Here is a 22548-nt window from a genome sequence, read left to right on the forward strand (position 1 = left end):
CTAAGGGCTGACCTAACTTAGACTAAACAGGTTTCAGGTCAGTCCTTAGGTTTTCTTTTTCAAAAAACCGAAAATATTCCTCTAAATTTATCCGGTAACTTCCTTTTCCTGGATATATTTCATAATGGAGTTTATACCGGTCTGGGGTTAAATCTGGCATAAGCACATTGGCACCAGCCAGGAAAGCCTTAAACCTTAAATCAGGTGCTAAAACGTTTAAAGCTGTAGTTGCAGGAATGTTAGCTTTTGGAAGAATCATCCTGGTTAAGGCTATCAGTTTAAGGGTTAACCAGGGGTCTCCCGAAGGGAAAAAAGCCAGAGGAGTTTGAGGATGAGGAATAAATGGGCCATGCCCTACCATCTCTAGGTTAATTTCTTGTAAAAAAAGAAGGTCTTCGACCAAGGTCTCTATTCTCTGTCCTGGCAACCCTACGATACAACCTGTACCAACTTCATATCCAAGCTTCTTCAACCAGTTTAAACAACGAACCCTCTTTGTTAAACTAGTATCTGGCTTTAACCAACTAAAAAGTCTTTTGTCTATCGTTTCATGTTTGAGTAAAAATCTGTCAGCTCCAGCCTCTTTTAAAACCTTATAATCCTCATAATCCATTTCACCTACAGATAGGGTAACTGCCACCCCTAATTTTTTAATTTTTTTAATTAAATGACTCAGCCTCTTAGCATCCCAAAAAGGGTCCTCACCAGATTGTAAAACTATGGTCTTAAAACCTTGTTTGCTTATTTTTTCTGCTATTTCTAAAATTTCTTCTTCCTTCATGCGATAACGTTTGAGTTCCCTGTTATCTCTTCTTATGCCACAATAAAGGCAGTTGTTTCTACAATAGTTGGAAAACTCGATGATCGCTCTTAAATAAACTACATTTCCCTTTACTCGTTTCTTTATCTCATTAGCTATTTCATATACCCACTCAGGGTCGGCTTCTAAAAGAAGAAAGGCAATTTCTTCTTTTGAAAACTTTATCCCTGATAAAGCCTTTTCTATCAGGTTGTTTTCGGTTAGTTGTTTGTTCTTTTTAAAAAGAAAGCTTTTATGCATTTAAAGTCATCTGCGATTTTTTTATAATCTCTGATTTCAGAAACAATCAACCGTTGCAAATGAGGAAAAGGAGAAAGAGCTCTTTTTAAAATCCCATGCATGTAGGCCAACATTACCCCATAATTTACGATAGGAACCTTGGCACTCTTAGCCTGCATAATCCTTGAAAGCATTTCTTTTCTGTTGAGCATGCAAGCTCCGCAATGAACGATCAGTTTATATTGCTCAAGGTTGTCAGGTAGAGGACCTCCTCCTGCTTTTACCTCTATTTCAAGGTCTTGTCCTACCTGAGCCCTAAGCCATCTGGGAATTTTTACCCTACCTATGTCATCTTCTACAGGATGATGGGTACAAGCCTCTGCGATCAACACTTTATCTCCCGGCTTAAGCATCTTTACAGCAAGAACCCCTTCTACCAGGGTTTGCAAATCCCCCTTATATCTTGCAAAAAGGATAGAAAAAGACGTAAGCCTTATGTCTGGTGGAGTGTCTGCAGAAACTTTGGTGTAAACCGAGGCATCCGTTATCACCAGAGTTGGTTTAACCTTGGTCTTTTCAAAAACAAACCTAAGCTCCCTTTCTTTTACCACCAAGGCGATAGCTTCATTATCTAAAATGTCTCTTATAACCATCTGTTGAGGCAAAATAAGTCTACCTTTAGGAGCTGCTTTATCTACCGGGACTACACATACCACAAAATCTCCAGGTTTTATCAAATCTCCTACTATAGTTGGAAGAGACCAGTCTTTGGGTGCATGCTTTATGATCACCTGTTTTAACTCGTCTATCCCTTCTTTAGTCTTAGCACTTACGAAAACCTTAGGTTCTGGAAATTTTTGTGTTTTAGCCTGAGGATAGAGGTCTATTTTATTTATCACGCACACTAACGGAGTATCATACTCCTTAGCCTTCTTTACCACCTCTTCCTCAAATTCTCCGAAACCTGTCATAGGGTCTATTATCAATAGAATTAACTCTGCTTTATTGAAAACTTCGTAAGACTTTTTCTTTCTTAACTCCCCAAGTTTACCTACATCGTCAATTCCAGCTGTATCTATGATTACCACAGGCCCTAAAGGAAGAATTTCCATGCTTTTTTCTACAGGATCGGTGGTAGTTCCTGGGACGTCCGAAACAATCGCAAGTTCTTGTCCGGTTAAAGCATTAATCAAGGAGGATTTTCCCACGTTTCTCCTTCCAAAAAGGGCTATGTGAAGCCTTTGTCCCTTAGGTATATTCATTTTAAAAGATCCTCTTTTAAAAAACTTATCAGTTGTTTTCTTTCTTCCTCTGGGATTTTCTCCCACTCGTTAGAAACAACCGCAAATCTGTCGTTAAGGTATATAGGTTCTGGAGGCAAAAAGCTATCTTCTTTGTGGCCAGCTACATAAGAATGCCTTTTTCCAAGCACCTCAACCAACCAAAGATTTACTCCATAAGTTTGTTTTATCCTTTCAGCTAAGGCTGTAAACTTAGAAATAAAGGTCTCTCTCTCCATTCTCAATCCTCTGATAATACTCTAAAAGTTTTTGATAAACCCCTTCAGGAACCATACCCTTAAGTTCTTCCATCTCTTTTTCTATAACCCTTTGGGCTACCTTCTTGGTTTCTTCTGAGGCAAAATCATCAAGCCATTCTTTAAAGGTAAGGACAGCATTTAACTTGCAAAAGATTCGTTCTTTCCCCTTAACCAGGAGGTCCATTATCCTTTCTCCTGTTCTTCCACAACGATAACCTGCGGTACAAAAGCTTGTGATGTACCCCATCTCAGCAAGTTCCCTTATTACCTCTTCAAGACTCCGAGGATCTCCTATCTGAAACTGCTGTCTTTCTAACTCTTGTTCTGTATACCTATCAGAATAAGCTCCTATTCCTATCTTGGTTGAGGCATCCGTTTGGGTCACAATTCCTAACCCCAAGATTTCTCTTCTTATATGAGCAGGTTCTCTTGCGGTAAGTATCATACCCGTATATGGTACAGCCAGCCTGATTAAACAGATTACTTTTTTAAAATCCTCGTCTGAAACTTTATATTTTGTCTCCTGCACAAAGGGGGTATTAGCCGCAGGTTCAAGCCTGGGAAAGGAAATGGTATGTGGGCCTATCCCAAACTTTCTCTCAAGGTCTCGTGCATGGTATAAAAGCCCCATCAACTCAAACCTCCAGTCATAAAGACCAAAAAGCACCCCCAGTGCTACATCATCTACACCTGCCTCTAAAGCTCTGTGATGACAATAAAGCCTCCACTGATAATGATGTTTTACCGTTCCTTTGGGATGGATTTGGGCATAGGTTTCGTGATGATAGGTCTCTTGAAACACCTGATAAGTTCCTATGCCTACTTCCTTAAGCATCTTAAGCTCGTCTATAGACATAGGGGCAGCGTTAACGTTTACCCTCCTGATCTGTCCATATCCCCTTCGGGTCTTCACCTTTACCGAATAGATAGCCTCTATCGTATCTCTAATATATTCAGCCCCGGTAGCAGGATGCTCTCCATAAACCACTATCAGCCTTTTATGCCCTATCTCTCCTGCTAAAACCTCTGCTTCTCTTTTAACCTCTTCTATGGTAAGTACCCTTCTCTTGATTACCCTATTTTCTCTTCTAAAACCACAATAAAGACAATTGTTGATGCAAAGATTTCCACAATAAAGTGGCGCAAAGGTAACAATCCGGTTGTCGTATACCTTCTTTTTAATCTCTCTTGCCGTAGCAAACATTTCTTCCCCAAGTTCCGGGTCTTTGACGTTTATCAAAACAGCCAGTTCATCAGGTTCAAGGGTCTCGATAGCAAGAGACTTAGCTAAAATTTCTCTTACCCTAACCGGGTCTGGCTCAACATGTTTGTTTAATTTTTCCCAAATTTCCTCGTCGTTGATAAAGTCCCTTCCCTTCTCTAAATACCGTTCTATTTCATTTTCTTTTATTATCTGATCTGCCAGACTTTGTGTCTCTACCGTTTCAAAATTTAAAAACATTCTTTATCCCCCCTTTTTTGTATTATTTCTTTTAGCTTTTCTAACCCGGCAATTCCTGGGGTAGTAAGCTCCTGAGGATCAAGTATCAACCTTAACTCTTCTTCAGTAAAATAACCTCGAGCCAACAAGATCTCTTCTACCCTTTTACCTGAACTCACAGCCTCTTTAAAAACTTCTGCACAAACTTCATAACCTAAATAGGGACTAAAGGCTGTGATCACACAAGCACTTTGATCAAACAATTCTTTACATCGTTCTTGATTCACAGTTATGCCTGAGATACATTTTTCTCGAAAGATGTTACAACTTTTCTTAAGAAGCTTTAAGCTTGTGATAAGTTCTTGAGAGATAAGCGGTAAAAAAGGGTTTAACTCTAAATTACCAAGGCTACATCCTAAGGTTATGGCATGGTCTGCTGCTATCGTCTTTATACCTACTTGAATTACCATCTCAGGAACAACCGGGTTCACCTTTCCTGGCATGATAGAGGAACCAGCCTGCAACTCTGGAAGTTTAATTTCTCCTATACCTGCCTTAGGTCCAGAAGAAAGAAATCTTAGGTCTCCTGCTATTTTCATAAGGTTTGCTGCCAAGGTTTTCAAAAACCCAGAAACTTCACAAAGACCATCCAGGTTTTGTGTAGCCTCAAAGAGGTTTTCTGCTTTTGCCACCGGAAGTCCTGTAATCTCTCTCAACTTTTCTATGGCTATTTCTCCGAATTCCTTAGGGCAGTTCAGACCTGTACCTACAGCTGTTCCTCCAAGGTTTACCTGTCTTACCCTTTCTGAGGCTTTATTTAACCTCCACCAATCTCGATTTAAAGCTTCAGCCCAAGCTCCAAATTCTTGCCCTAGAGTTACAGGGCAACCATCTTGCATCTCAGTCCTACCAACCTTTAAGACTTGGGCAAAATCTTTTTCCTTTTTCTGAAACTCTCCTTGAAGAAGTGCTACCTCTTGAGCCAACTCCTTCAAAAGTCTTAAAACTGCTACCTTCACCGCCGTGGGAAAGACATCGTTGGTTGACTGATGTAGGTTTACGTCTTCTATAGGATGCACGATCTCATACCTTCCTTTAGGATGACCCAGAATTTCAAGAGCACGATTAGCAATGACTTCGTTAACGTTCATGTTAAACGATGTACCTGCCCCTCCTGCCAGAGGATGGATTAGAATTTGGTCATCAAACCTTCCGTCAGCAAGTTCTTCACAGGCCTGTAAAATAGCATAAGCTTTTTTTTCCTCTAAAAATCCCAGTTCTTTATTGGCAAAGGCACAAGATTTTTTAACCAAACCTATAGCCCAGACAAGCTCTCTATGAACCCTTTCTTCAGATAAAGGAAAATTTTCTGAGGCCCTTAAAGTATGGATACCATAGTATACTTCTTGTGGAACAAGTTTTTCTCCAAGAAAATCAACCTCTTTTCTAAACAAGTTTTTTAAACCTCCCTAAAAACACCCCTTGGGGAAGGAGGGGAAGGGTATGCAGAGATGGCCTCCCAAATAGTTTTTACCCCCAAGGGATTGAAGTTATCCTCTTTTCTTATAGTAAGTATGTAAAAGTCTTTCGCTTATTCCACTTAAAGGATGATGGGCAAACTTTGTATAAAATTCTTTAATCATCGGATTTTGATGGCTTGCAACTATTTTAAATTTTTCTCTTACTATCTTATCGTCTTTATACTGAGCAGACTGTCTTGCTTTAATAAGCTCAAGCTTTTCTCTACCTACAGAGGTTTCAAAAAAGTTTTCTTTAACCTTCTCCTGAGAATAAACTGCCTTAGGCACCCCTATGGTAAAGGCTACATAGCTTATACCTAAAAACTTTATAAAATCTCTTCTGTTTACTTTTTGCATAGTTTCCCTCCTGTGTTCTAACTTAGTTTATGTTTAAGCCCTACCCAGCTTATAAAATACTTTTTGAATAAACCCTATACTCATCGCCTGCTTGGGCTGACCTCCTCCATTAATACAGCCCCCTGGACAGTTCATAACCTCTATAAATTGATAAGGGCTTTTTCCTTTAAGTACTTCTTCAACCACTGGCTTTAAATGGGCCCCGTTATGGCCAATACCGTTTACTACACAAACCTTAAGCCTTATAACTTTATCATTAAAAACTTTTTGATATTCAGGTCTCAAAGGTATGGTCACTGTAGCTCTGACCACAGGGTTAGTAAGCCCTCTTACATCATGAAACTCCCATTCTGAAGCAGTAGGAGAAGGAGATTTTCCAGAGAGAACATGAAAAGCAAACCTTATCGCAGCCTCCATCACCCCTCCACTTACACCAAAAATGGTAGCACCTCCTGAATACCACATAAAATTTTTAGGATCCCTTTCCTCTGGTAAGCTCATAAAATCGATGTTAAGTCTTCTAAAAATTTCTGCCAAATCTCTGGTAGTAAGTACCGCGTCTACATCCCTTATATTCTCATTTTTATGATATTTACCGGCAGAATTAAACTCAGGCCTAAAAGCCTCAAAAATCTTAGCTGTACATGGCATAACCCCTACGGTATAAACTTTTTCTACCGCAACTTTCCACACATCTTTAGCTCCATAGGTCTTAGCCGTAGCTCCAGCCATCTGCTGAGGAGATTTACAGGTTGAAAGGTATGGAATAAGATCAGGATAATAAAGCTCTGCATACCTTACCCAAGCAGGACAACAAGAGGTAAACTGTGGTAAAGGTTTGTGTTTATATTCCTCTACCTCTAATACCAATTTTTTATCCCATAAATAAACAGGCAGTTCCTTTAATCCTGCATGTGCGGCAATCCTTGCTAAAAGTTCTGTACCTTCCTCTAAGATAGTCTGGTCAGCCGCAAAGTTGTTGTCATAAATCTCAAATCCAGCCTTTTTAAGCGCAACCCAGAGTTTTTCTAAGGCTAAGGTCCCAGGCCTTGCACCAAACTCCTCTGCTATAGCTACCCTTACCGCAGGAGCCACTATCGCCACCACCTTGGTTTGCTTGTCTTTTAGTTTGGCCAATACATCCTCCACAAAGCTCATCTGCTCAACAGCATCAAAAGGACAGTTAACCAAACACTGCCCACATACCACACATTTGTCTAAGTTGATCTTATGCTTTTCTCCTACAGAACCTTCTATAGCCTCAGCAGGACAAACTCCTCTACAAGTATCACATCCTACACAAACTTCTTCGTTTATCCGAATGACACCTCTAAGTTCTCCTCTTCTGTAAGTACCTACATCCTGAGATAACCCTTTTTCTGATTTGAAAGTTCTAACTTTACTAACCATGGTTTCTCCCTCCTGCTAACGTATTTTTACCCTCTTGGAGTGTAATGGGTATGGAGAAGCTTATGAGATTTTTCTCCAAGAGGTTCCTTTAAAAACTCTTGGTAAATTGCTTTTATTTCAGGGTTTTCATGGCTTTTTCTTATAGGTAACTTTTTATCCCTTTCATATATTCCTTTAATACGCTCCTCCCTTGCCTCAACTGTGGTAGGAATGGGCTGACCACCACCTCCGATACATCCACCAGGGCAACACATTATCTCTATAAAATGATAATCCTTTAATTCTCCGGATCTTATCTTATCCATCAGCTTTCTTGCAGCCCCTAAGGAATGGGCTACCAACACCTTAACGGTTATCCCATTCATCTCTACAGCCGCTTCCTTAATATCCTTCATCCCTCTTACTTCCTCGAAATCAAGTCTTGGTAAAGTCTTCCCTGTGACTACCTCATAAGCTGTTCTTAAGGCTGCCTCCATAACTCCTCCAGTTGCCCCAAAAATTTGAGCAGCTCCTGTACCTTCCCCCATAATAGGGTCATAAGGACTATCTGGTAGATTGGCAAAGTCTATCCCAGCCTCTTTTATTATCCTGATAAGCTCTCTTGAGGTTAACACCACATCTACATCTCTGGTGATATTAGGGTTATTCCAGTACTTTTGGGCAGAAACCATTTCAGGACGAGCAGCTTCATATTTTTTTGCAGTACAAGGCATGATGGAAACCACAAAAATGTCTTCAGGATTGATACCCTTCTTTTCTGCATAATAAGTTTTGGCTACAGCTCCAAACATCTGTTGAGGAGACTTGCAGGTTGAAAGATGAGGTATTAGGTCTGGGTAGAACTCCTCAACAAACTTAATCCATCCAGGAGAACAGGAGGTAAACTGAGGAAGGACTCCATTGTTTTTAATCCTGTGGATCAACTCATACCCCTCTTCCATGATGGTAAGATCCGCCGACCAGTTAGTATCAAAAACCGCATCAAACCCAAGCATTTTCAAAGCTGTAACCATTTTTCCGGTAATGTCTGTCCCTCGAGGTAACCCAAAGGCCTCACCTATGGTTACATGGGTAGCAGGTGCTGTCTGAACAACCACATGTTTCTTAGGATCACTTAACGCCTCCCAGACAAGAGACGTGTCGTCTTTTTCTACGATAGCCGCGGTAGGACACACCAAAGCACACTGCCCACAGGCAACACACTTAGTCTCTATAAGAGACTTGCCACCCACCGGCCTTACTATGGCCTCAAACCCATTCCCATAAAGTTCTAACACATCAACCGTCTGTAAAACCTTACAAGCAGTGATACATCTCTGACAGACAATACACTTGTTAGGATTTCTAACGATCGAAGGAGAAGAACTGTCTATCTCATAAGTCTTCATCTCCCCTTTAGGTCTTATGCTTCTTATGTTAAGCTCAGCACATAAACTTTGGAGCTCGCATATCCCATTTTTAGGACAGGTAGGACAATCCAAATGATGGTCGCTTAACATAAGCTCAAGGTTCAATTTTCTGGTAGAAAGAACCCTTGGAGTATGTGTGTAAACCACCATACCTTCTTCTACCAAAGTATTGCAAGAAGACAACAAATCGTTTTTACCTTGAACCTCTACCACACAAACCCTACAAGCCCCCACATCATGTTTGATATGGTTTAACCCTACTCCGTTTAAATAACACAACGTAGGAATTTTTATCCCCACTTTTTTAGCAGCCTCCAATATAGTAGTCCCCTCAGGAACTTTAACGCTTATACCATCGATGGTTAACTGAACCTCTTTCATCTTTTCACCTCCGACAGATTCTTATTTTTATAAAGGCACTACTTTATCCCACCCAGGATGTCCCGGGATGGTTTCTTTACATCTACCTTGCTTATGAGAAAGGAGATCTTCATAACAACATTCAAGGGCATACTTAACCGATTTGCCAGCAAGCCTCCCAAGGTCACATTTGCTTGAATATCCTATGTCTTCTGCCAAAAGTCTTAACAATCTTTCGCCATCTTCATCGATACTACCTGCTAAAATCTCTGATAAAACCTCTTGCATTCTTTTAGTTCCTATCCTGCAAGGAATACATTGGGCACAAGAATTTTTTTGAACAAACTCAAGAAAAGAAAGAATAACATCGGTCATACATTTTGATTCATCCCAGAAGACCTTACCTGCAGAACCAACCCCAGCAACCACCCTACTAAGTTCCTTCCAATCCAGCTTATCCTTAAGCTCTATCTTGACAGGACCTAAGGACTTAATTTTTTCGGTAAATTCCGTAGCTACCTGAGCAAACTTTAATCCCTCTGCTCCAGATATCCATTCAAGCCTAAGCCTCTCTTTTTCGATCCCTATAACCTCTAAAAACCTCTGCAAAAGGTTATACCTGCGATGGGCATAATAATTACCATAGCGATAGTGACAATCCCCAGGATGACACCCGCCTATAAGTACCCCATCTGCCCCGCTAAAAAAAGCATGAAAAACAAACTCTGGCTCTACTCTTCCGCTACAAGGAACCCTGATGAGATAAACGTTAGACGGATAAGCATACCTTAAAGACCCAGCCAAATCAGCTCCAGCATAAGTACACCAATTACAAGCAAAAACAATAATCTTGGGTTCAAAACCTTGACACATTTCCTCCTCCTTAACCAAGGCATTTATGTTTTACTATCTTAGTAATACTAATTTTAGAATTATGTTATTAAATTTTAAAAGTCAAATATTTTTATTCGAAGTTTTTCCTAAAAAATTTTGATTTTTCTCATATTTTTAAAAAATTTTTTATTTTTTTACACTTTTTTAAATTTGATAACAAAAAACATCATAAAGAACCTTTTAAAAAAGTTTAGTTTTTTAGACTTCTAAAAAGTGTTTAACGGTTTATGGATGAATCAAAAAGTCTGAAAATAACTGTTAAGAACTAAGGTCTTTGTGGTTTTCTATAAAAAGGTTTATAATAGAAAGTATGCCTAAAAGACCTCTGTTTTTCTTTAAAACATTTTTGCAAAAAATATTAAAAGACGAGGTTTTGGTATATGCCCAAGGACTTTCTTTTAACACCATACTTACCCTCATTCCCCTTTTGGGGCTAATTTTATCTATAGCTAAAGTTTTTATTCCTCAGGAAAAGATAATAGACGAATTTCTCCTACAGGTTACCAAGTACCTTACCCCTGAAGCCACCCAAAAGGTCACTCAGGTGCTGATCAAACTTATCAAAAAGCTTGAGACCTTTCCCTTGGGAAAGTTTAGCGTTTTGTTCTATTTCATAATGAGTGTGGGACTTTTGTTTCAAATAGAAGATGTTTTAAACAAAATATTTGAAAGTACCAAAAGAAGAAGTTTCTATCAAAGGTTGCTTTTCTTCTGGCTTTGTATCACCCTTACCCCTTTTATCTTTCTTGTACCCTTTATTTTTTCTTCCTACGTAGGAAAATTTTTTATTTTTTTAAATTTTTTGTTTATGGTCTTTTTCTTTTTGTTGATCTATCTTTTTTTTCCTGCCAAAGACGTCCCTAAGAAAGAGGCTCTGGTTGGTGCGGTTTTTTCTACCTGTCTTTGGTTTACCAGCTCTTATCTATATTCATTTTATGTAAAATATGCCGTAAGTTACTCTAAAATCTATGGTTCATTAGCGGCTTTTCCGCTTTTTTTGCTTTGGATCTTTTTAAACTGGGTGGTGTTTTTGATAGGGGCAGAACTTATCGTTTTTTTAGAAAAAAAGGCCTGGGAGTCAGAACCCTCAAACATCCCTAAAAACCTTTTTGCGCTTTTTGTGATGTATCTTTTAGGAAAAAATTTTTACTCTGAAGGTCCTATAGAGGTTTATACTCTTTGTCAAAGATTAAAAATTTGTCCCATTGAATTTGAGACCCTTTTACAACAGCTTGAAAACCAGGGTCTGGTGGTATTAAAAGAGGGTAAGATTTACTTAATTAAAGCCCCTGAAAAAATAAGCCTTTTCGAAATTCTAACCTTAGAAAATAAACCTGATTTAAAAGACCTAAGCAAGGTTTTTCCTGAAGATTTTATCCAAAAACTCTCCTCCATAATGGATCAAACCTCAAAATTCACCTTAAAAGACCTTTTAAACTAAAATCAGAACCTCATTTATAGCTTTACTTATTTGGGTTTTGTATTATATTTAGTGATTGGAGGAGTGCCCGAGTGGACGAAGGGGGCGGCCTTGAAAGCCGTTGAGGGAGTTCACCTCCCTCCGGGGGTTCGAATCCCTCCTCCTCCGCTTATAAAATCCTTTTAAACCTTGCCTAATGTTTAATTTCTTCAAGAGAAAAAAAGAAGAAAAAAGAGAAGCCCAAGAACAAACTCAAAATCTTATTACCTCTTCTCAAGAAGTTTCTCAACCAGAGCCTGAAGAAGAAAAATCTGGGTTTTTAGGTTTTTTTAAAAAAGAAAACCTGATAGAAAAATTTAAAAAAGGTCTTTCTAAAACTAAAGAAAAGCTTTCTGAGTCCCTCTCGGATCTTTTTGAGGTTGAAAGGGTAGTAGACCTTAAAACCTTAGAAGAAATCGAAGAAAACCTTATCCTTTCAGACCTCGGAGTCGAGACTACTTTGGCTCTTATCGAACCTTTTAAAGATCGAGTAATAAACGGAGAAACCCTAACCACCAAAGAGCTTAAAAAGTTTCTTAAATCTCAAATGTTGTCTTTTTTAAAAGAGGCAGAAGCCCCTTTTCCTCCTCAAGGACATCCCTCTGTGCTTTTTTTTCTCGGGGTTAACGGGGTAGGTAAAACCACTACCATCGCCAAAATAGGTAAAAAACTCAAAGAAAATGGATTTTCTGTGGTGCTGGTTGCTGCTGACACCTTTAGAGCTGCAGCCATAGACCAGTTAAAAACCTGGGGGGAACGGATAGGAGCACCTGTTATAGCCCTTCAAGAAGGCTCTGACCCGGCAGCTGTTATCTATCAAGGTATAGAGTATGCTAAAAAAAACAACATCGATGTAGTTTTAGTAGATACAGCTGGAAGGCTTCATACTAAATACAACCTTATAGAAGAGCTAAAAAAAATGGTAAGGGTGATGCACAAATTAGTTCCACCTGATGCCTGTGAAAACATCCTGGTGCTTGACGCAACCACAGGGCAGAATGCTCTAAGTCAGGCCAAACATTTTACCGAAGCTGTGCCAGTAAACAGCGTAATCATTACCAAGATGGATGGAACCGCTAAAGGAGGTATTGCCATAGCCCTTTCTTATCAATTTAACCTACCTATTAGATTTATAGGATTAGGGGAGAAGGCCGAAGACCTCGTCCCCTTTAACAAAGAGAGTTTCGTAGACGCTATCCTTCCAGATTAACCTTTCCCTTTATTTTTTCATACCAAAGATGATGTCTCTTTTTTACATATTCTTCGTCCACATATCCGGTGATCATGGCTTTAAGTAAAGGCCAGTTAGGTTTTACCGCTAAAACAAAAAATACATGAATTATAAACATCAGGATAAAAATCCCCCCACTTATGGTATGAGTAAGGTTAAGGAGAGTTTCTGCTTTCGGGGAAAAGACCACCCATTCTAAGTTTTTAAGCACCTTTAAAAAGCCTGTACCTCCTACCACCAAGATGTTTAACCCGATAAACAAATAAGCTACCCTTTGTTCTGGAAGCCATTTATCACAAGGAGGCTCCTTACCTATACCAAAAGAAGCAAGTATTACCTTAAAGGAATCTATAAAATCCCTTGGTCTCGGAATAAGGCCGAAGTCTTTTCTCAAGCCATGATAAAAGAGATGAAAAAGGACTCCCATCACAAAAAAGATGGCAGCTATATAATGGATCTTAGTTACCGTATAAAAATCAGCCGTCCAGCCAAATCCTGGTAGTTCAATGATATAATACCGCTTAAAGAGAGGAAGACACCCAAGGCCTGTAAAGATAAGAGCTATGCCTGATAAAGCCACTGTCCAGTGTTCAAGCCTAACCAAAATACCATATCTTTGGATTCTATTCTTCATCTCTATCTACCTCCTTTTGCTTCGAATCATCCTGTGATCTATTCATCAAAGCCCCAGCTATGCCAGCTAAAGAGGAAAGCACGGCAGTAGCTACCATCCCTTTGCCTATAGGATTAATTTCTTGATGATACCTGTTAGGTATGTTTACAGGCATCCGGAACCTTGCTTTGGTTTGAGCAAGATATTGGTCTATCCTTTCAAAAGGAACAGGAGAAAGATATAAGGTTGAAGTACCTCCGTTTTGTTTATCACCATAGATATACAACCCTTCTTTTTTAGCTCTTTCGTAGGCCATCTGATATACTTCTTTTCTTTCTCCAAAATAAAAGACCTGATTTTTACAGGCTATGACACAAGCTGGGATTTCTCCTTTTTTAATCCTGCTATCGCAGAGATCACACTTATACATCACCCCTCCCCCAGCATACTTGGGAAGAAATTTAAGATAAAGCCCAACCCCTGCCTGACGTTGAGGGATATGCCAAGGACATACATCTCTACATTTTGCTCCACCAAAGCAAAGGTTGTGGTCGATTACGCTGTTACCTTCAGGCTGTCTGGTTAAAGCACCGAAGGGGCATCCCTTTACACATGGAGGAGAATCACAGTGCATACATCGTCTTGGGAGGTAAAGAGTTTTGCCTTCTACCTCTACTTTTTGTACAAAAATCCAGTTGTAAGGGGTAAGAGTGGTTATTAGCTCTTTTTTGTCTGACCAGTCTTCGTAATTCTTACGAGGCCAGTAAGGTAAAATTGGCTTTTTGGGATTAGGAAACCTTTCTTTGTTTTCTTCTCTACAGGCCCTGACACAAAGGGGAATTTTTTCTCCCTGGCAGCCATCACATCTGGTTATGTCGATAAGGGTGGCATATTTTTTGGCGTTAGCATAGGACTCACGAGGTATGATTGCTGCCCCAAGTAAACAACCTCCCAATTCAAAAAACTGTCTTCGTGTAAGCTTCATCCCTCACCCTCCGTTGACGTTTTAATATAAATATAAATTGTTTACTAAAAAATTCAACTAAACTCAAACTAAAAAATCTTTTAAAAATCTAAAAAGGTAGTAGAATTATAACTAACCTTTAGTTTTTTGTTGCCGGCGTAGCTCAGTGGTAGAGCAGTGGATTCGTAATCCACAGGTCGAGGGTTCGAAACCCTCCGCCGGCTCTTTTTTTAAATTACTTTAGGTGTCTAACAAATTTCAATAGAAAGGAGTTTACCGATGGAGGCCTTACAAAACTTAAGAGGGTTAGATAAAATCCTTGTTCCTGTTAGACTTACAGGGAAATCCAAATTCGTCTTTCAATGTAACCCTGGAGTTCCTTGTTTTAAACTCTGTTGTTCTGACCTGTTTTTACCCCTTACCCCCTATGATATCATAAGGATTAGAGATAAACTTGGGCTTACCACAGATGAATTTTTACTTCAATATACAGAGCCTTTTATCCTTCCTAAATCTGGGCTTCCTATCGCAAGGCTAAAGATGAGTGAAACCGAAGAAAAAACCTGTCCTTTTTTAGGAGACGGTGGATGTAACATCTATGAAGTAAGGCCTCTTGCTTGTCGCTATTATCCTTTAGGTTTTGGGCTTTTTCGCAACAAAGACGAAAGAAGAAACGAAGAAATCTATTACCTGGTGAAAGAAGGTTTTTGCCAAGGCCTTGACTCTGGGGAAGAGATGACTGTGGATGAATACAGAGAGTCTCAGGGCATTCCTGAGCTTGAAAAACCTATCGTAGAATGGGCAGAAATCATCATGAAAAAAGAATCTCTTGGGCCTATTTCTGTCCCAGAAAAAAGTCTTCAGTTATTTTTTATGGTAAGCACCAACCCAGAGCGGTTTAGAAGTTTTGTTTTTGAAAGTAAGTTTTTAGATATGTTTGAGGTGGATGAGAAAACCTTAGAAGAAATCAAGAAAGATGACCTAAAACTCCTTCAATTTGGGTTTAAGTGGCTTAAGACAGTTCTTTTTGGAGAAAACCTGATAAAAAGAAGGAAGGAAAGCCCAGCAGTTAAAAAGGTCAAACCCTTTTAACATGTATCCCAGGATCAAAAGAAGACCCACACGTAAGGTCTGGGTAGGGAACGTTTCTGTAGGTGGAGACAGCCCTATAAGGGTCCAAAGTATGACCAACACCCCTACCACAGACCTTTCTGCCACACTTTCTCAAATCCAAAAACTGGTTGAAGCAGGTTGCGAAATCGTAAGGGTAGCTATCCCTGATGAAAAAGCCGTTAAAGCCTTAAAAGATGTGGTGAAAGAAAGCCCTATTCCTGTAATCGCTGACCTGCATTTTGCTACCTCTTTAGGGGAAAAGGCTGTCAAGGCAGGATGTGCAGGTATAAGGATAAACCCAGGGACTTTTAAAAATAAGGCTAACTTAGAAAGGTTACTTAAGGTTTGTAAAGATTATAACTGTTGTGTAAGGATAGGGATCAACGCCGGTTCTCTTGAGCCAGAGATTTTAAAAAAATACAAAACACCTTCTTATCGTGCGATGGTAGAAAGTGCCTTAAGATGGGTAGAATACGTGGTAGAAAAAATAGACTATTACAACCTTAAGGTGTCTCTTAAGTCCTCTAACTGGTGGGAAACAGTCAAAGCTTACCTTGCTTTTTCAAAAAAATCTGATTTTCCTTTGCATGTAGGGGTTACAGAGGCAGGGGGCCTTATTCCAGGGACCATAAAAAACACGATGGCCATCTCTTACCTTTTGTTAAAAGGTATCGGGGATACCTTGAGGGTTTCCTTAACAGGCGACCCTACGGAAGAGGTTTACGTGGCTTACGAAATACTTAGAAACTTAGGGCTTAGAACCCTTCATCCTGAGATAATCGCCTGTCCTACCTGCGGAAGGTGTGAGATAGACCTCTCTTCTCTTTACCAAAAGGTAGAAACCTGGGCTAAAAAGGTTAAGGCAGATATAAAGCTTGCTGTGATGGGTTGTGTGGTTAACGGTCCAGGGGAGGCTAAGATGGCTGATGTTGGTATCGCCGGAGGTAAAGGAGTAGGGGTGATTTTTAGAGAAGGTAAAATCGTTAAAAAAGTGCCTGAAAAAACCTTACTTGATGAGTTTTTTAAAGAGGTGGAAGCCTTTTTACAAGCCCATCCTGAAAGGGTAATCAACCCTCGACAATAAGCTGATAAACCTCTTTTACAGGTATGTTATATTCTTCGGCGATTATTTTAGCCATTTCCTTAGGTTTTAGCCCTTCTTTTTTAAGTTCCTTTATCCTTTTTTTTATACCAGCAAGCTTTTTCTTAACTAACGGTTTTTCTTCTGTTTTTGGGTTAGGAAGAATGATAAGGGTAATTTCACCTAAAAACTCCTCTCTGTTAGCTAAGGTTTGCAGATCTGTCCAGGTAAGCTCTTCATGAAATTTGGTTAGTTCTCTTGCTAAAAAGCATTCACGATTTCCAAGGATTTCAAGTAGATTTTTAGCTGTTTTCTCCATCCTGTGCGGGCTTTCAAAGATGATGAAAGGAAGATTTTCTGGTAAGTTTTCTAATACCTTTTTTTGTTCTGTCTTTTTTCTGGGTAAAAATCCTAAAAAGATGAAACCAGAACTCAGGTCAACCCCTGAGGCACTAAGGGCACAGGTAAGGGCAGAAACACCAGGCACAGGAACTATCTTAATCCCCCTTCTATGGGCTTCTCTAACCAAATAAGCCCCTGGGTCTGAAATCAAAGGACAACCTGCCTCACTGGTAAGGGCAACCTCTTTCCCTTCTTCTAAGAGCTTTAACACCTTATGGGTTTTTTCAACCTCTACATCTTTATAAAGACTTATAAGTTTTTTAGGTCCACATCCATAATGGGTAAGAAGTTTTCTTATAGACCTTGTATCTTCAGAAACGATAATTTCAGTATTTTTTAATACCTCCAAAGCCCTGAAGGTAATGTCTCCAAGGTTCCCTATCGGCACTCCAACTACATAAAGTATCCCTTTAGGCTTTTCCATCATTCATCCAAGTTTTTTAAACTTGTTTTAAAAGCCAATTAATTTTAATTTTTATCACAAACCACAGAAAGGGCAACCAACCAGTTGGTTGCCCTTAAAACTTATAACTTAATAGCTAAAACTTACTCCTGCATAAAAAGACCTGTCAGGGGTGTTATAATTTTCCACTTCTTGGTAGTTAGCGTTTAATAGATTATCTATTTTAAAGTAAATTTTCAGGTTTGAGGATACATAGTAGTTGGCAGAAAGGTTTACCAAAGAGTAGGGTTTTAGCCTTTGGGAGTTATCAACGTTAGCAAATCTCTGGCCTGTATATGTGTAGTCAGCTAAAAAAGCAAGTTTTTTCAGGGAATATTCTAAGGTAGCTCCTACCTTGTGGAAAGGTCTATAAATAAGATACTTGTCTTTGTCTCTATCTTCTGGGTCTAAGTAAGTATAATTAGCCTTTAACCTCAGGTTTTGAGTAAGTTTAAAACTCAGATTAGCCTCAGCCCCTTTAATCACAGCCTTACCAACATTTTGAGGTTTCCAAGTTTCCAAATTAAACTGTATTAGGTCTTTATACTTTTGATAAAACATACCTGCTCCCAAAACCAACCTTTCTTGTAAAAGATCTTTTTCCAGGTAAAGGTCCCATCCCTTAGACTCTTCTGGTTTAAGATTAGGATTATTATAACCAGGATAAAAAAGATCATCAAAAGTTGGCACTCTAAAGGCAGTACCGTAATTTCCCTTTAAAACCAAGTTTACCTTTGGGATTAAGTACCTAAAACCTATCCTGTAGGTAGTTTTCTCACCAAAGTTTTTGTAATCATCATGCCTTAATCCTGCGTTTAAAATCAGCGTATCATTTAAGAGAGAAACTTTGTTATTTAAAAATACCCCTAAATGTTCTCTTTTTTTGTCGTAAAAATCATTAGAAAAACTACTCTCATAATAACTTTCTACTTTTTCTCTCTTAAAGTCTAAACCAAAGACAATAGAATAAGCTTTGTTTAAGTTCAAAAGATTTTCCCAGGAAAAACCCTCTGTAGAAGGATTATACCGAGTATAAGTAAACCAGCCCTTAGGTGTATAGTCTTTTCTCTGATAGTTATTTTTATAAAACGAAAAGGTTTGCTTATAGTTATCCAAGAAAGACAGATCAAGCTTTGCTCCTACCAAATAGCTGTGAGATTTTTTAACAGCTTCTTTATCATTATAATCATCGTATTCCACTCTTCCGTAGTTATAACTTCCTAAAAATTCAAGTCTTACTTTGGGATGAAGATTAAATCCTATTTTAGAAGAAAAGGAAGTGTTCTTAAAGCTGTCCTTTTCATTTTCTTTTTCATTCTTAGCAGAAAAACCTTCGGTATAATAATGTAAGGCATTTATTCTGAAATCGATAATTTTAGCTTCTCCTGAGAGTTCAAAAGAGGTTTTAGAGGTTCCATAAGACCCTCCTGCAACTAAGAGTCCTGCCTTAGGTTTTCCCTTTCCCTTCTTGGTTATGATGTTTATCACCCCACCTACAGCTTCAGACCCATAAAGAGTGCTTTGAGGGCCTTCTATGATCTCGATCCTTTCTATGTCATCCACAGATAAACTACCAAAATCAAACATCCCTGAAGATGGGTCGTTTACCTTAAAACCATCTATTAACACCAAAGTATGGGCTGATTTTGTCCCTCTACCAAGAATAGCTCCTGCTGTCTGTCCAGGGCCTCCGTTTGCTGTTAGGTATATTTGAGGAAGACTTCGTAAGACATCACCAACAAACATAAAGTTTTTCTTTTCTAATTCTTCTTTAGTGATAACCGTCACTTTGGCTGTAGTTTCTTTTAGTGGCTCCTCGATCCTGTCTGCTGATACCACTACCTCTGGGACTGCTTGACTGTTTTCTGCACAAAAACCAGTAGAGGCTGCAAGTCCTAAGATTAAAGACAAGCTAAGGTTACAAAGAAACTTTTTCTCCATGACTTCACCCCCTCGGGTTTTTTTTAGGGTTGAGGCGGTCTTCCGGCTTCCGGATCAACCTACTTGCCGCACCTTCCCAGTGCCTTTCGGCACCAGTGGTGTGTCAGCTAAAGGCTATTAGCTTCAAGCCTTTAGCCCAAGGAAGGAAGCCTCCTTTCGGGAAATCCCTACTTGGGACCTCCTCCCCCAGAGGTCAGGTAAACCTCCAAGCGGCTTTCGTCCCCGGTCACGGCTGCGGGGCAGCGGGGGATTTTCACCCCTCTTCCACAACCTCAACCCGACAGATTATTTTAAACAGTCAGATTCAAAATGCAACCAATTTTATTTTTAATTCAATCTTTAAGACATCCGATCCTTAAGACATCGGAAGCTCTATCAAGACCTCAAGCCCTCCTTGCGAAGGCAAACTAAACTTGACCTTACCATTATGAGCCTCTACTACTTTTTTGGTGATAAAAAGTCCAAACCCCAACCCTTTGTCAGCGCTTGACTTAAAAAAAGGCATTCCTAAAAAAGGAAGGTCCTTGGGGTTCACTCCAGGGCCTTCATCTTTTATGAGGATGTTTATCATTTGATTTTCTCTTGTATAGGCCTTAACTGTTATTTTGCCGTTCTTAGGGGTAAACTTTACGGCATTTTCTAAGGGATTCAAAAAGGCCTGCATAAGCCAGTCTTTGTCTCCCTCTATCCAAACACTTTCTGGAAGGTCCACCTCTAAACTTATGTTTTTATCTTCACAAAGAGGCCTTATCCAGAAAATTACATCCTCTAAGGCTAAACTTAAGTCAAACCTTTCTTTTTTAAGAGGAAGTTCCTTCACAAGATATTCAAGAGAGGTAAAAAGTTTAGACACCAACCGTTCAATACGTTCTAAGGCATTTTTAAAAGTCACAAAATAGTCGTGGATTTGAGTATATTGGTTTAAGCTAAGGATTTCACCCTCCAGTTTTTCTGCATAACCCCGTAGAATGGTAAAAGGCGTCTTGATTTCATGAGAAAGATAAGAAAGGGCTAAGGTATAACTTTTTTTAAACATCTCCTTTTCGGACTTATCTATAAAAACATAAACCTGTTTCCCCTCTTTTAATAAATAAGTTTTCATCTCCCAGTTTTTTGTTATCATCTCTTCTAAGACTGTATCAAATCTTTTTCCTCTCAAGTCCCCAAAAAGGCTTAAAGAGATTTTGTTTTGCCAAAAGATTTCTTCTGTTTGGTCTACGATAAAAACCGGGATTTCTAACTGATAAAGAGTTTCTTCCCAAAAAACTTGCTTTTGTCTGATCTCTTCTTCCTTTTGTTTGTTCTCTTTTAATTTTTTTAACAACCAGAACAGGATTAAACATAGAAAAATGTTGAGCAAAATAGAAAATGCGAGAACAAAATTCATCGCTCACGCAGGCTTTTTTAGTCTATATCCAAAGCCTCTTACGGTTTCTATTAACTGTCCATATTTCCCAAGTTTATCCCTTAGACGGCAGATATAAGCATCAAGTACTCTCGAATAATATTCTCTTTCTAAAGCCCAAATATGATTAGAGAGCTCCTCTCTGGAAAATACCTTTTCAGGGTTTTCCATAAAAACTTCTAAAATTTTGTATTCTGTTGGGGTCAAGTTTAAGGGATTATCTTCTAAAAAGATGGTCTTTTTTTCTTTATCAAGGAGTAAAGGGCCTACCCTAACCTGAGAAATAGGGTAATCTTTGGTTTTTAAAATTTTTTTAATCCTAATAACCAGCTCTCTCAAACTAAAAGGTTTAACCACATAATCATCAGCCCCTAACTCAAGCCCTAATACCCGGTCTAATTCTGCACCCCTGGCTGATACGATCACCACAGGAATGTTAGAAAATTTGGAGGAAAACCTAAGATATTTCAGAAGTTCTATACCGTCTCCATCCGGAAGTATCAGGTCAAGCACAACCAGGTCTACTAAAGACTGTATTAAAAATGAATAAGCCTGAGCAAGAGAGGTAACTAAATAAGTTTTAAACCCTTGAGAAGTTAGAGCTTCTGAAATAAGATTGGCTATGTCTTTGTCATCCTCTACTATAAGTATCTTTTTCATGTTGTTATAAACCATAAAAGTTTTTACAAATATGTCAACCCATCTGACAGGGTTTTATGTTGAAGGTTTCGGATGTTGGGCTTGTAGGTTGAACCAAAAGAAAGCGTTCAAACTCTTTTTTCGATGTCTAAATCGTAAAAATTTTCTAAAGTTTTTAGGTTTAAACCAAAGATTAACAAAATTTTAACAAAATTTTAACAAAAGAGTTTTAAGTTAGTTATAAAAAAATTAAGGGGGGTTTTGAGATGAAAAAGAAATGGTTTAAAAAGGTGATTGCGTTATTCCTTGGTATTGGATTTTTCACTACCTCTGGAGCTAAAGCTGCTGAGATTACTGGAGCTGGTGCGACCTTTCCTCAGCCAGTTTTTCAAGCCTGGGCTCATGAATACCATAAAGCTACAGGGGTCAAAGTAAACTACCAAGGGATAGGTTCTGGAGGTGGTATCAAACAAGCTCAGTCTAAAACCGTTGATTTCGGAGCAAGCGATAAGCCTTTGACCTCTCAGGAACTTAAACAATACAATTTGGCTCAGTTCCCTGCTATCATAGGTGCGGTAGCCTTGACTTATAATTTACCTGGATTTAAAAATATATCTTTAAATCTTGACGAAAAGGCAGTTTGTGGTATATATCTTGGCAAAATTACCCGGTGGAATGACCCATATCTACAAAAACTTAATCCAGGGGTCAAACTCCCAGACGTTCCTATTACAGTAGTTAGAAGGTCAGATGGTTCAGGAACCACCTGGCTTTTTACCACCTATCTTTCTAAGGCTTGCCCTGAATGGAAAGAAAAAGTTGGAGCAGGTACTTCTGTAGACTGGCCGGTTGGAATAGGTGCTAAAGGTAATCCAGGGGTCACCAACTATGTAAAGCAAAACACCGGTTCTATAGGCTACGTAGAATATACTTATGCTAAAGAGAACCTTCTCCCGGTAGCACGATTACTTAATAGAGATAAAAATTATTACTTATTACCAAGTATAGAAACTATCCAAGCAGCAGCTTCTAACGCTAAATGGTCGATGGAAAAGGACTTCTATGAAGATTTAACTTATCAACCTGGTAAAATGTCTTATCCTATCGTAGGGGTTTCTTTTGTTCTTTTAGTAAAAGATAGCCCCCGTGCTAACGAGGTAACCAAATTTTTTAAATGGGCCTTTGAAAATGGAGACCCTATTGCCCAAAAACTTTACTACATACCTCTTCCTAAAAATCTAAAAACTATGATTTATAAGTACTGGCAAAAACATAAGGTCAATTAAAC

General features: G+C 39.0%; 20 protein-coding genes, 2 tRNA genes, 1 pseudogene and 1 riboswitch. Of the genes and pseudogenes, 7 read left to right on the forward strand and 16 right to left on the reverse strand.

The annotated features are described in order from the left end of the window. Window positions 1-22 precede the first annotated feature (22 nt). From hydE to H529_RS11935, 10 genes and pseudogenes are all read right to left on the reverse strand, one after another. Window positions 23-1060, reverse strand: coding sequence for a [FeFe] hydrogenase H-cluster radical SAM maturase HydE (gene hydE / locus H529_RS0100985; protein WP_022854714.1), 1038 nt, complete (start codon window positions 1058-1060; stop codon window positions 23-25). Then, window positions 1021-2301 carry a [FeFe] hydrogenase H-cluster maturation GTPase HydF gene (hydF, locus tag H529_RS09615; RefSeq protein WP_022854715.1) on the reverse strand — a complete coding sequence of 427 codons (1281 nt, stop codon included), beginning with the start codon at window positions 2299-2301 and terminating at the stop codon, window positions 1021-1023. The genes hydE and hydF overlap by 40 nt, the downstream gene beginning before the upstream one ends. Then, window positions 2298-2558 carry a hypothetical protein gene (locus H529_RS09620; protein ID WP_022854716.1) on the reverse strand — a complete coding sequence of 87 codons (261 nt, stop codon included), beginning with the start codon at window positions 2556-2558 and terminating at the stop codon, window positions 2298-2300. Before H529_RS09620 ends, hydF begins: the two co-directional genes overlap by 4 nt. Beyond that, window positions 2533-4041 (reverse strand): [FeFe] hydrogenase H-cluster radical SAM maturase HydG, encoded by a 1509-nt coding sequence (hydG, locus tag H529_RS0101000; protein ID WP_022854717.1) that lies wholly within the window; start codon window positions 4039-4041, stop codon window positions 2533-2535. Before hydG ends, H529_RS09620 begins: the two co-directional genes overlap by 26 nt. Then, window positions 4032-5474: an aspartate ammonia-lyase gene (locus H529_RS0101005; RefSeq protein ID WP_022854718.1), complete on the reverse strand. Its 1443-nt coding sequence runs from the start codon at window positions 5472-5474 to the stop codon at window positions 4032-4034. The genes hydG and H529_RS0101005 overlap by 10 nt, the downstream gene beginning before the upstream one ends. Before the next feature lie 96 nt (window positions 5475-5570). Beyond that, a complete protein-coding gene (locus H529_RS11095; RefSeq protein WP_022854719.1) occupies window positions 5571-5897 on the reverse strand; it encodes an iron hydrogenase small subunit in 327 nt (108 codons plus the stop codon). Window positions 5898-5930: 33 nt separating this feature from the next. After that, window positions 5931-7307, reverse strand: coding sequence for a [Fe-Fe] hydrogenase large subunit C-terminal domain-containing protein (locus H529_RS0101020; protein WP_022854720.1), 1377 nt, complete (start codon window positions 7305-7307; stop codon window positions 5931-5933). 26 nt (window positions 7308-7333) lie between these two features. Beyond that, the gene (locus H529_RS0101025; RefSeq protein ID WP_022854721.1) at window positions 7334-9097 is read right to left on the reverse strand and encodes an NADH-dependent [FeFe] hydrogenase, group A6; all 1764 of its coding nucleotides are present in this window, start codon (window positions 9095-9097) and stop codon (window positions 7334-7336) included. Window positions 9098-9124: 27 nt separating this feature from the next. Further along, window positions 9125-9451 (reverse strand): NADH-ubiquinone oxidoreductase-F iron-sulfur binding region domain-containing protein, encoded by a 327-nt coding sequence (locus tag H529_RS11930; RefSeq protein ID WP_245540262.1) that lies wholly within the window; start codon window positions 9449-9451, stop codon window positions 9125-9127. A 102-nt stretch (window positions 9452-9553) separates the two neighbouring features. Further along, a pseudogene (locus tag H529_RS11935) lies at window positions 9554-9949 on the reverse strand (hydrogenase iron-sulfur subunit); the annotation flags it as partial. Window positions 9950-10280: 331 nt separating this feature from the next. On the opposite strand from H529_RS11935, the gene H529_RS11100 reads away from it, so the two are divergent. From H529_RS11100 to ftsY, 3 genes are all read left to right on the forward strand, one after another. After that, a complete protein-coding gene (locus H529_RS11100) occupies window positions 10281-11411 on the forward strand; it encodes a YhjD/YihY/BrkB family envelope integrity protein (protein WP_022854723.1) in 1131 nt (376 codons plus the stop codon). A 57-nt stretch (window positions 11412-11468) separates the two neighbouring features. Next, window positions 11469-11558: transfer RNA gene (locus H529_RS0101045), tRNA-Ser, on the forward strand. Window positions 11559-11586: 28 nt separating this feature from the next. Beyond that, window positions 11587-12639, forward strand: a complete 1053-nt coding sequence (gene ftsY / locus H529_RS09635) for a signal recognition particle-docking protein FtsY (RefSeq protein ID WP_022854724.1) — start codon at window positions 11587-11589, stop codon at window positions 12637-12639. Here ftsY and H529_RS0101055 read toward each other — a convergent pair. Beyond that, window positions 12623-13294: a formate dehydrogenase subunit gamma gene (locus H529_RS0101055; protein WP_028842970.1), complete on the reverse strand. Its 672-nt coding sequence runs from the start codon at window positions 13292-13294 to the stop codon at window positions 12623-12625. The two genes, ftsY and H529_RS0101055, sit on opposite strands and share 17 nt — an antisense overlap. Further along, entirely contained in the window at window positions 13284-14258 is a 975-nt protein-coding gene (locus H529_RS0101060) for a 4Fe-4S dicluster domain-containing protein (protein WP_022854725.1), read from the reverse strand. Before H529_RS0101060 ends, H529_RS0101055 begins: the two co-directional genes overlap by 11 nt. Window positions 14259-14389: 131 nt before the next feature. On the opposite strand from H529_RS0101060, the gene H529_RS0101065 reads away from it, so the two are divergent. The 3 genes from H529_RS0101065 to ispG all read left to right on the forward strand — a co-directional run bounded on the left by H529_RS0101065 (window position 14390) and on the right by ispG (window position 16434). After that, window positions 14390-14461, forward strand: a tRNA-Thr gene (locus tag H529_RS0101065). Window positions 14462-14516: 55 nt separating this feature from the next. Beyond that, window positions 14517-15329, forward strand: coding sequence for a YkgJ family cysteine cluster protein (locus H529_RS0101070; protein ID WP_022854726.1), 813 nt, complete (start codon window positions 14517-14519; stop codon window positions 15327-15329). 1 nt (window position 15330) lies between these two features. Next, complete coding sequence (gene ispG, locus H529_RS0101075; RefSeq protein WP_022854727.1) at window positions 15331-16434, forward strand: flavodoxin-dependent (E)-4-hydroxy-3-methylbut-2-enyl-diphosphate synthase; 1104 nt, start codon at window positions 15331-15333, stop codon at window positions 16432-16434. Here the strand turns inward: ispG and rsmI are convergent. From rsmI to H529_RS0101095, 4 genes are all read right to left on the reverse strand, one after another. Beyond that, window positions 16418-17257, reverse strand: coding sequence for a 16S rRNA (cytidine(1402)-2'-O)-methyltransferase (gene rsmI / locus H529_RS0101080; RefSeq protein WP_022854728.1), 840 nt, complete (start codon window positions 17255-17257; stop codon window positions 16418-16420). The two genes, ispG and rsmI, sit on opposite strands and share 17 nt — an antisense overlap. Before the next feature lie 108 nt (window positions 17258-17365). Next, a complete protein-coding gene (locus tag H529_RS0101085) occupies window positions 17366-19216 on the reverse strand; it encodes a TonB-dependent receptor plug domain-containing protein (protein WP_022854729.1) in 1851 nt (616 codons plus the stop codon). A gap of 16 nt (window positions 19217-19232) precedes the next feature. Then, window positions 19233-19506, reverse strand: a riboswitch (cobalamin riboswitch). 65 nt (window positions 19507-19571) lie between these two features. Further along, window positions 19572-20603, reverse strand: coding sequence for a sensor histidine kinase (locus H529_RS0101090; RefSeq protein ID WP_022854730.1), 1032 nt, complete (start codon window positions 20601-20603; stop codon window positions 19572-19574). 3 nt (window positions 20604-20606) lie between these two features. Continuing rightward, complete coding sequence (locus H529_RS0101095; protein WP_028842971.1) at window positions 20607-21281, reverse strand: response regulator transcription factor; 675 nt, start codon at window positions 21279-21281, stop codon at window positions 20607-20609. 245 nt (window positions 21282-21526) lie between these two features. Here H529_RS0101095 and pstS point away from each other — a divergent pair, with 245 nt between their 5' ends. Beyond that, window positions 21527-22546: a phosphate ABC transporter substrate-binding protein PstS gene (gene pstS / locus H529_RS0101100; RefSeq protein WP_022854732.1), complete on the forward strand. Its 1020-nt coding sequence runs from the start codon at window positions 21527-21529 to the stop codon at window positions 22544-22546. Window positions 22547-22548: the final 2 nt, after the last annotated feature.

The organism is Thermodesulfobacterium thermophilum DSM 1276 (assembly GCF_000421605.1).
Lineage (GTDB): Bacteria > Desulfobacterota > Thermodesulfobacteria > Thermodesulfobacteriales > Thermodesulfobacteriaceae > Thermodesulfobacterium > Thermodesulfobacterium thermophilum.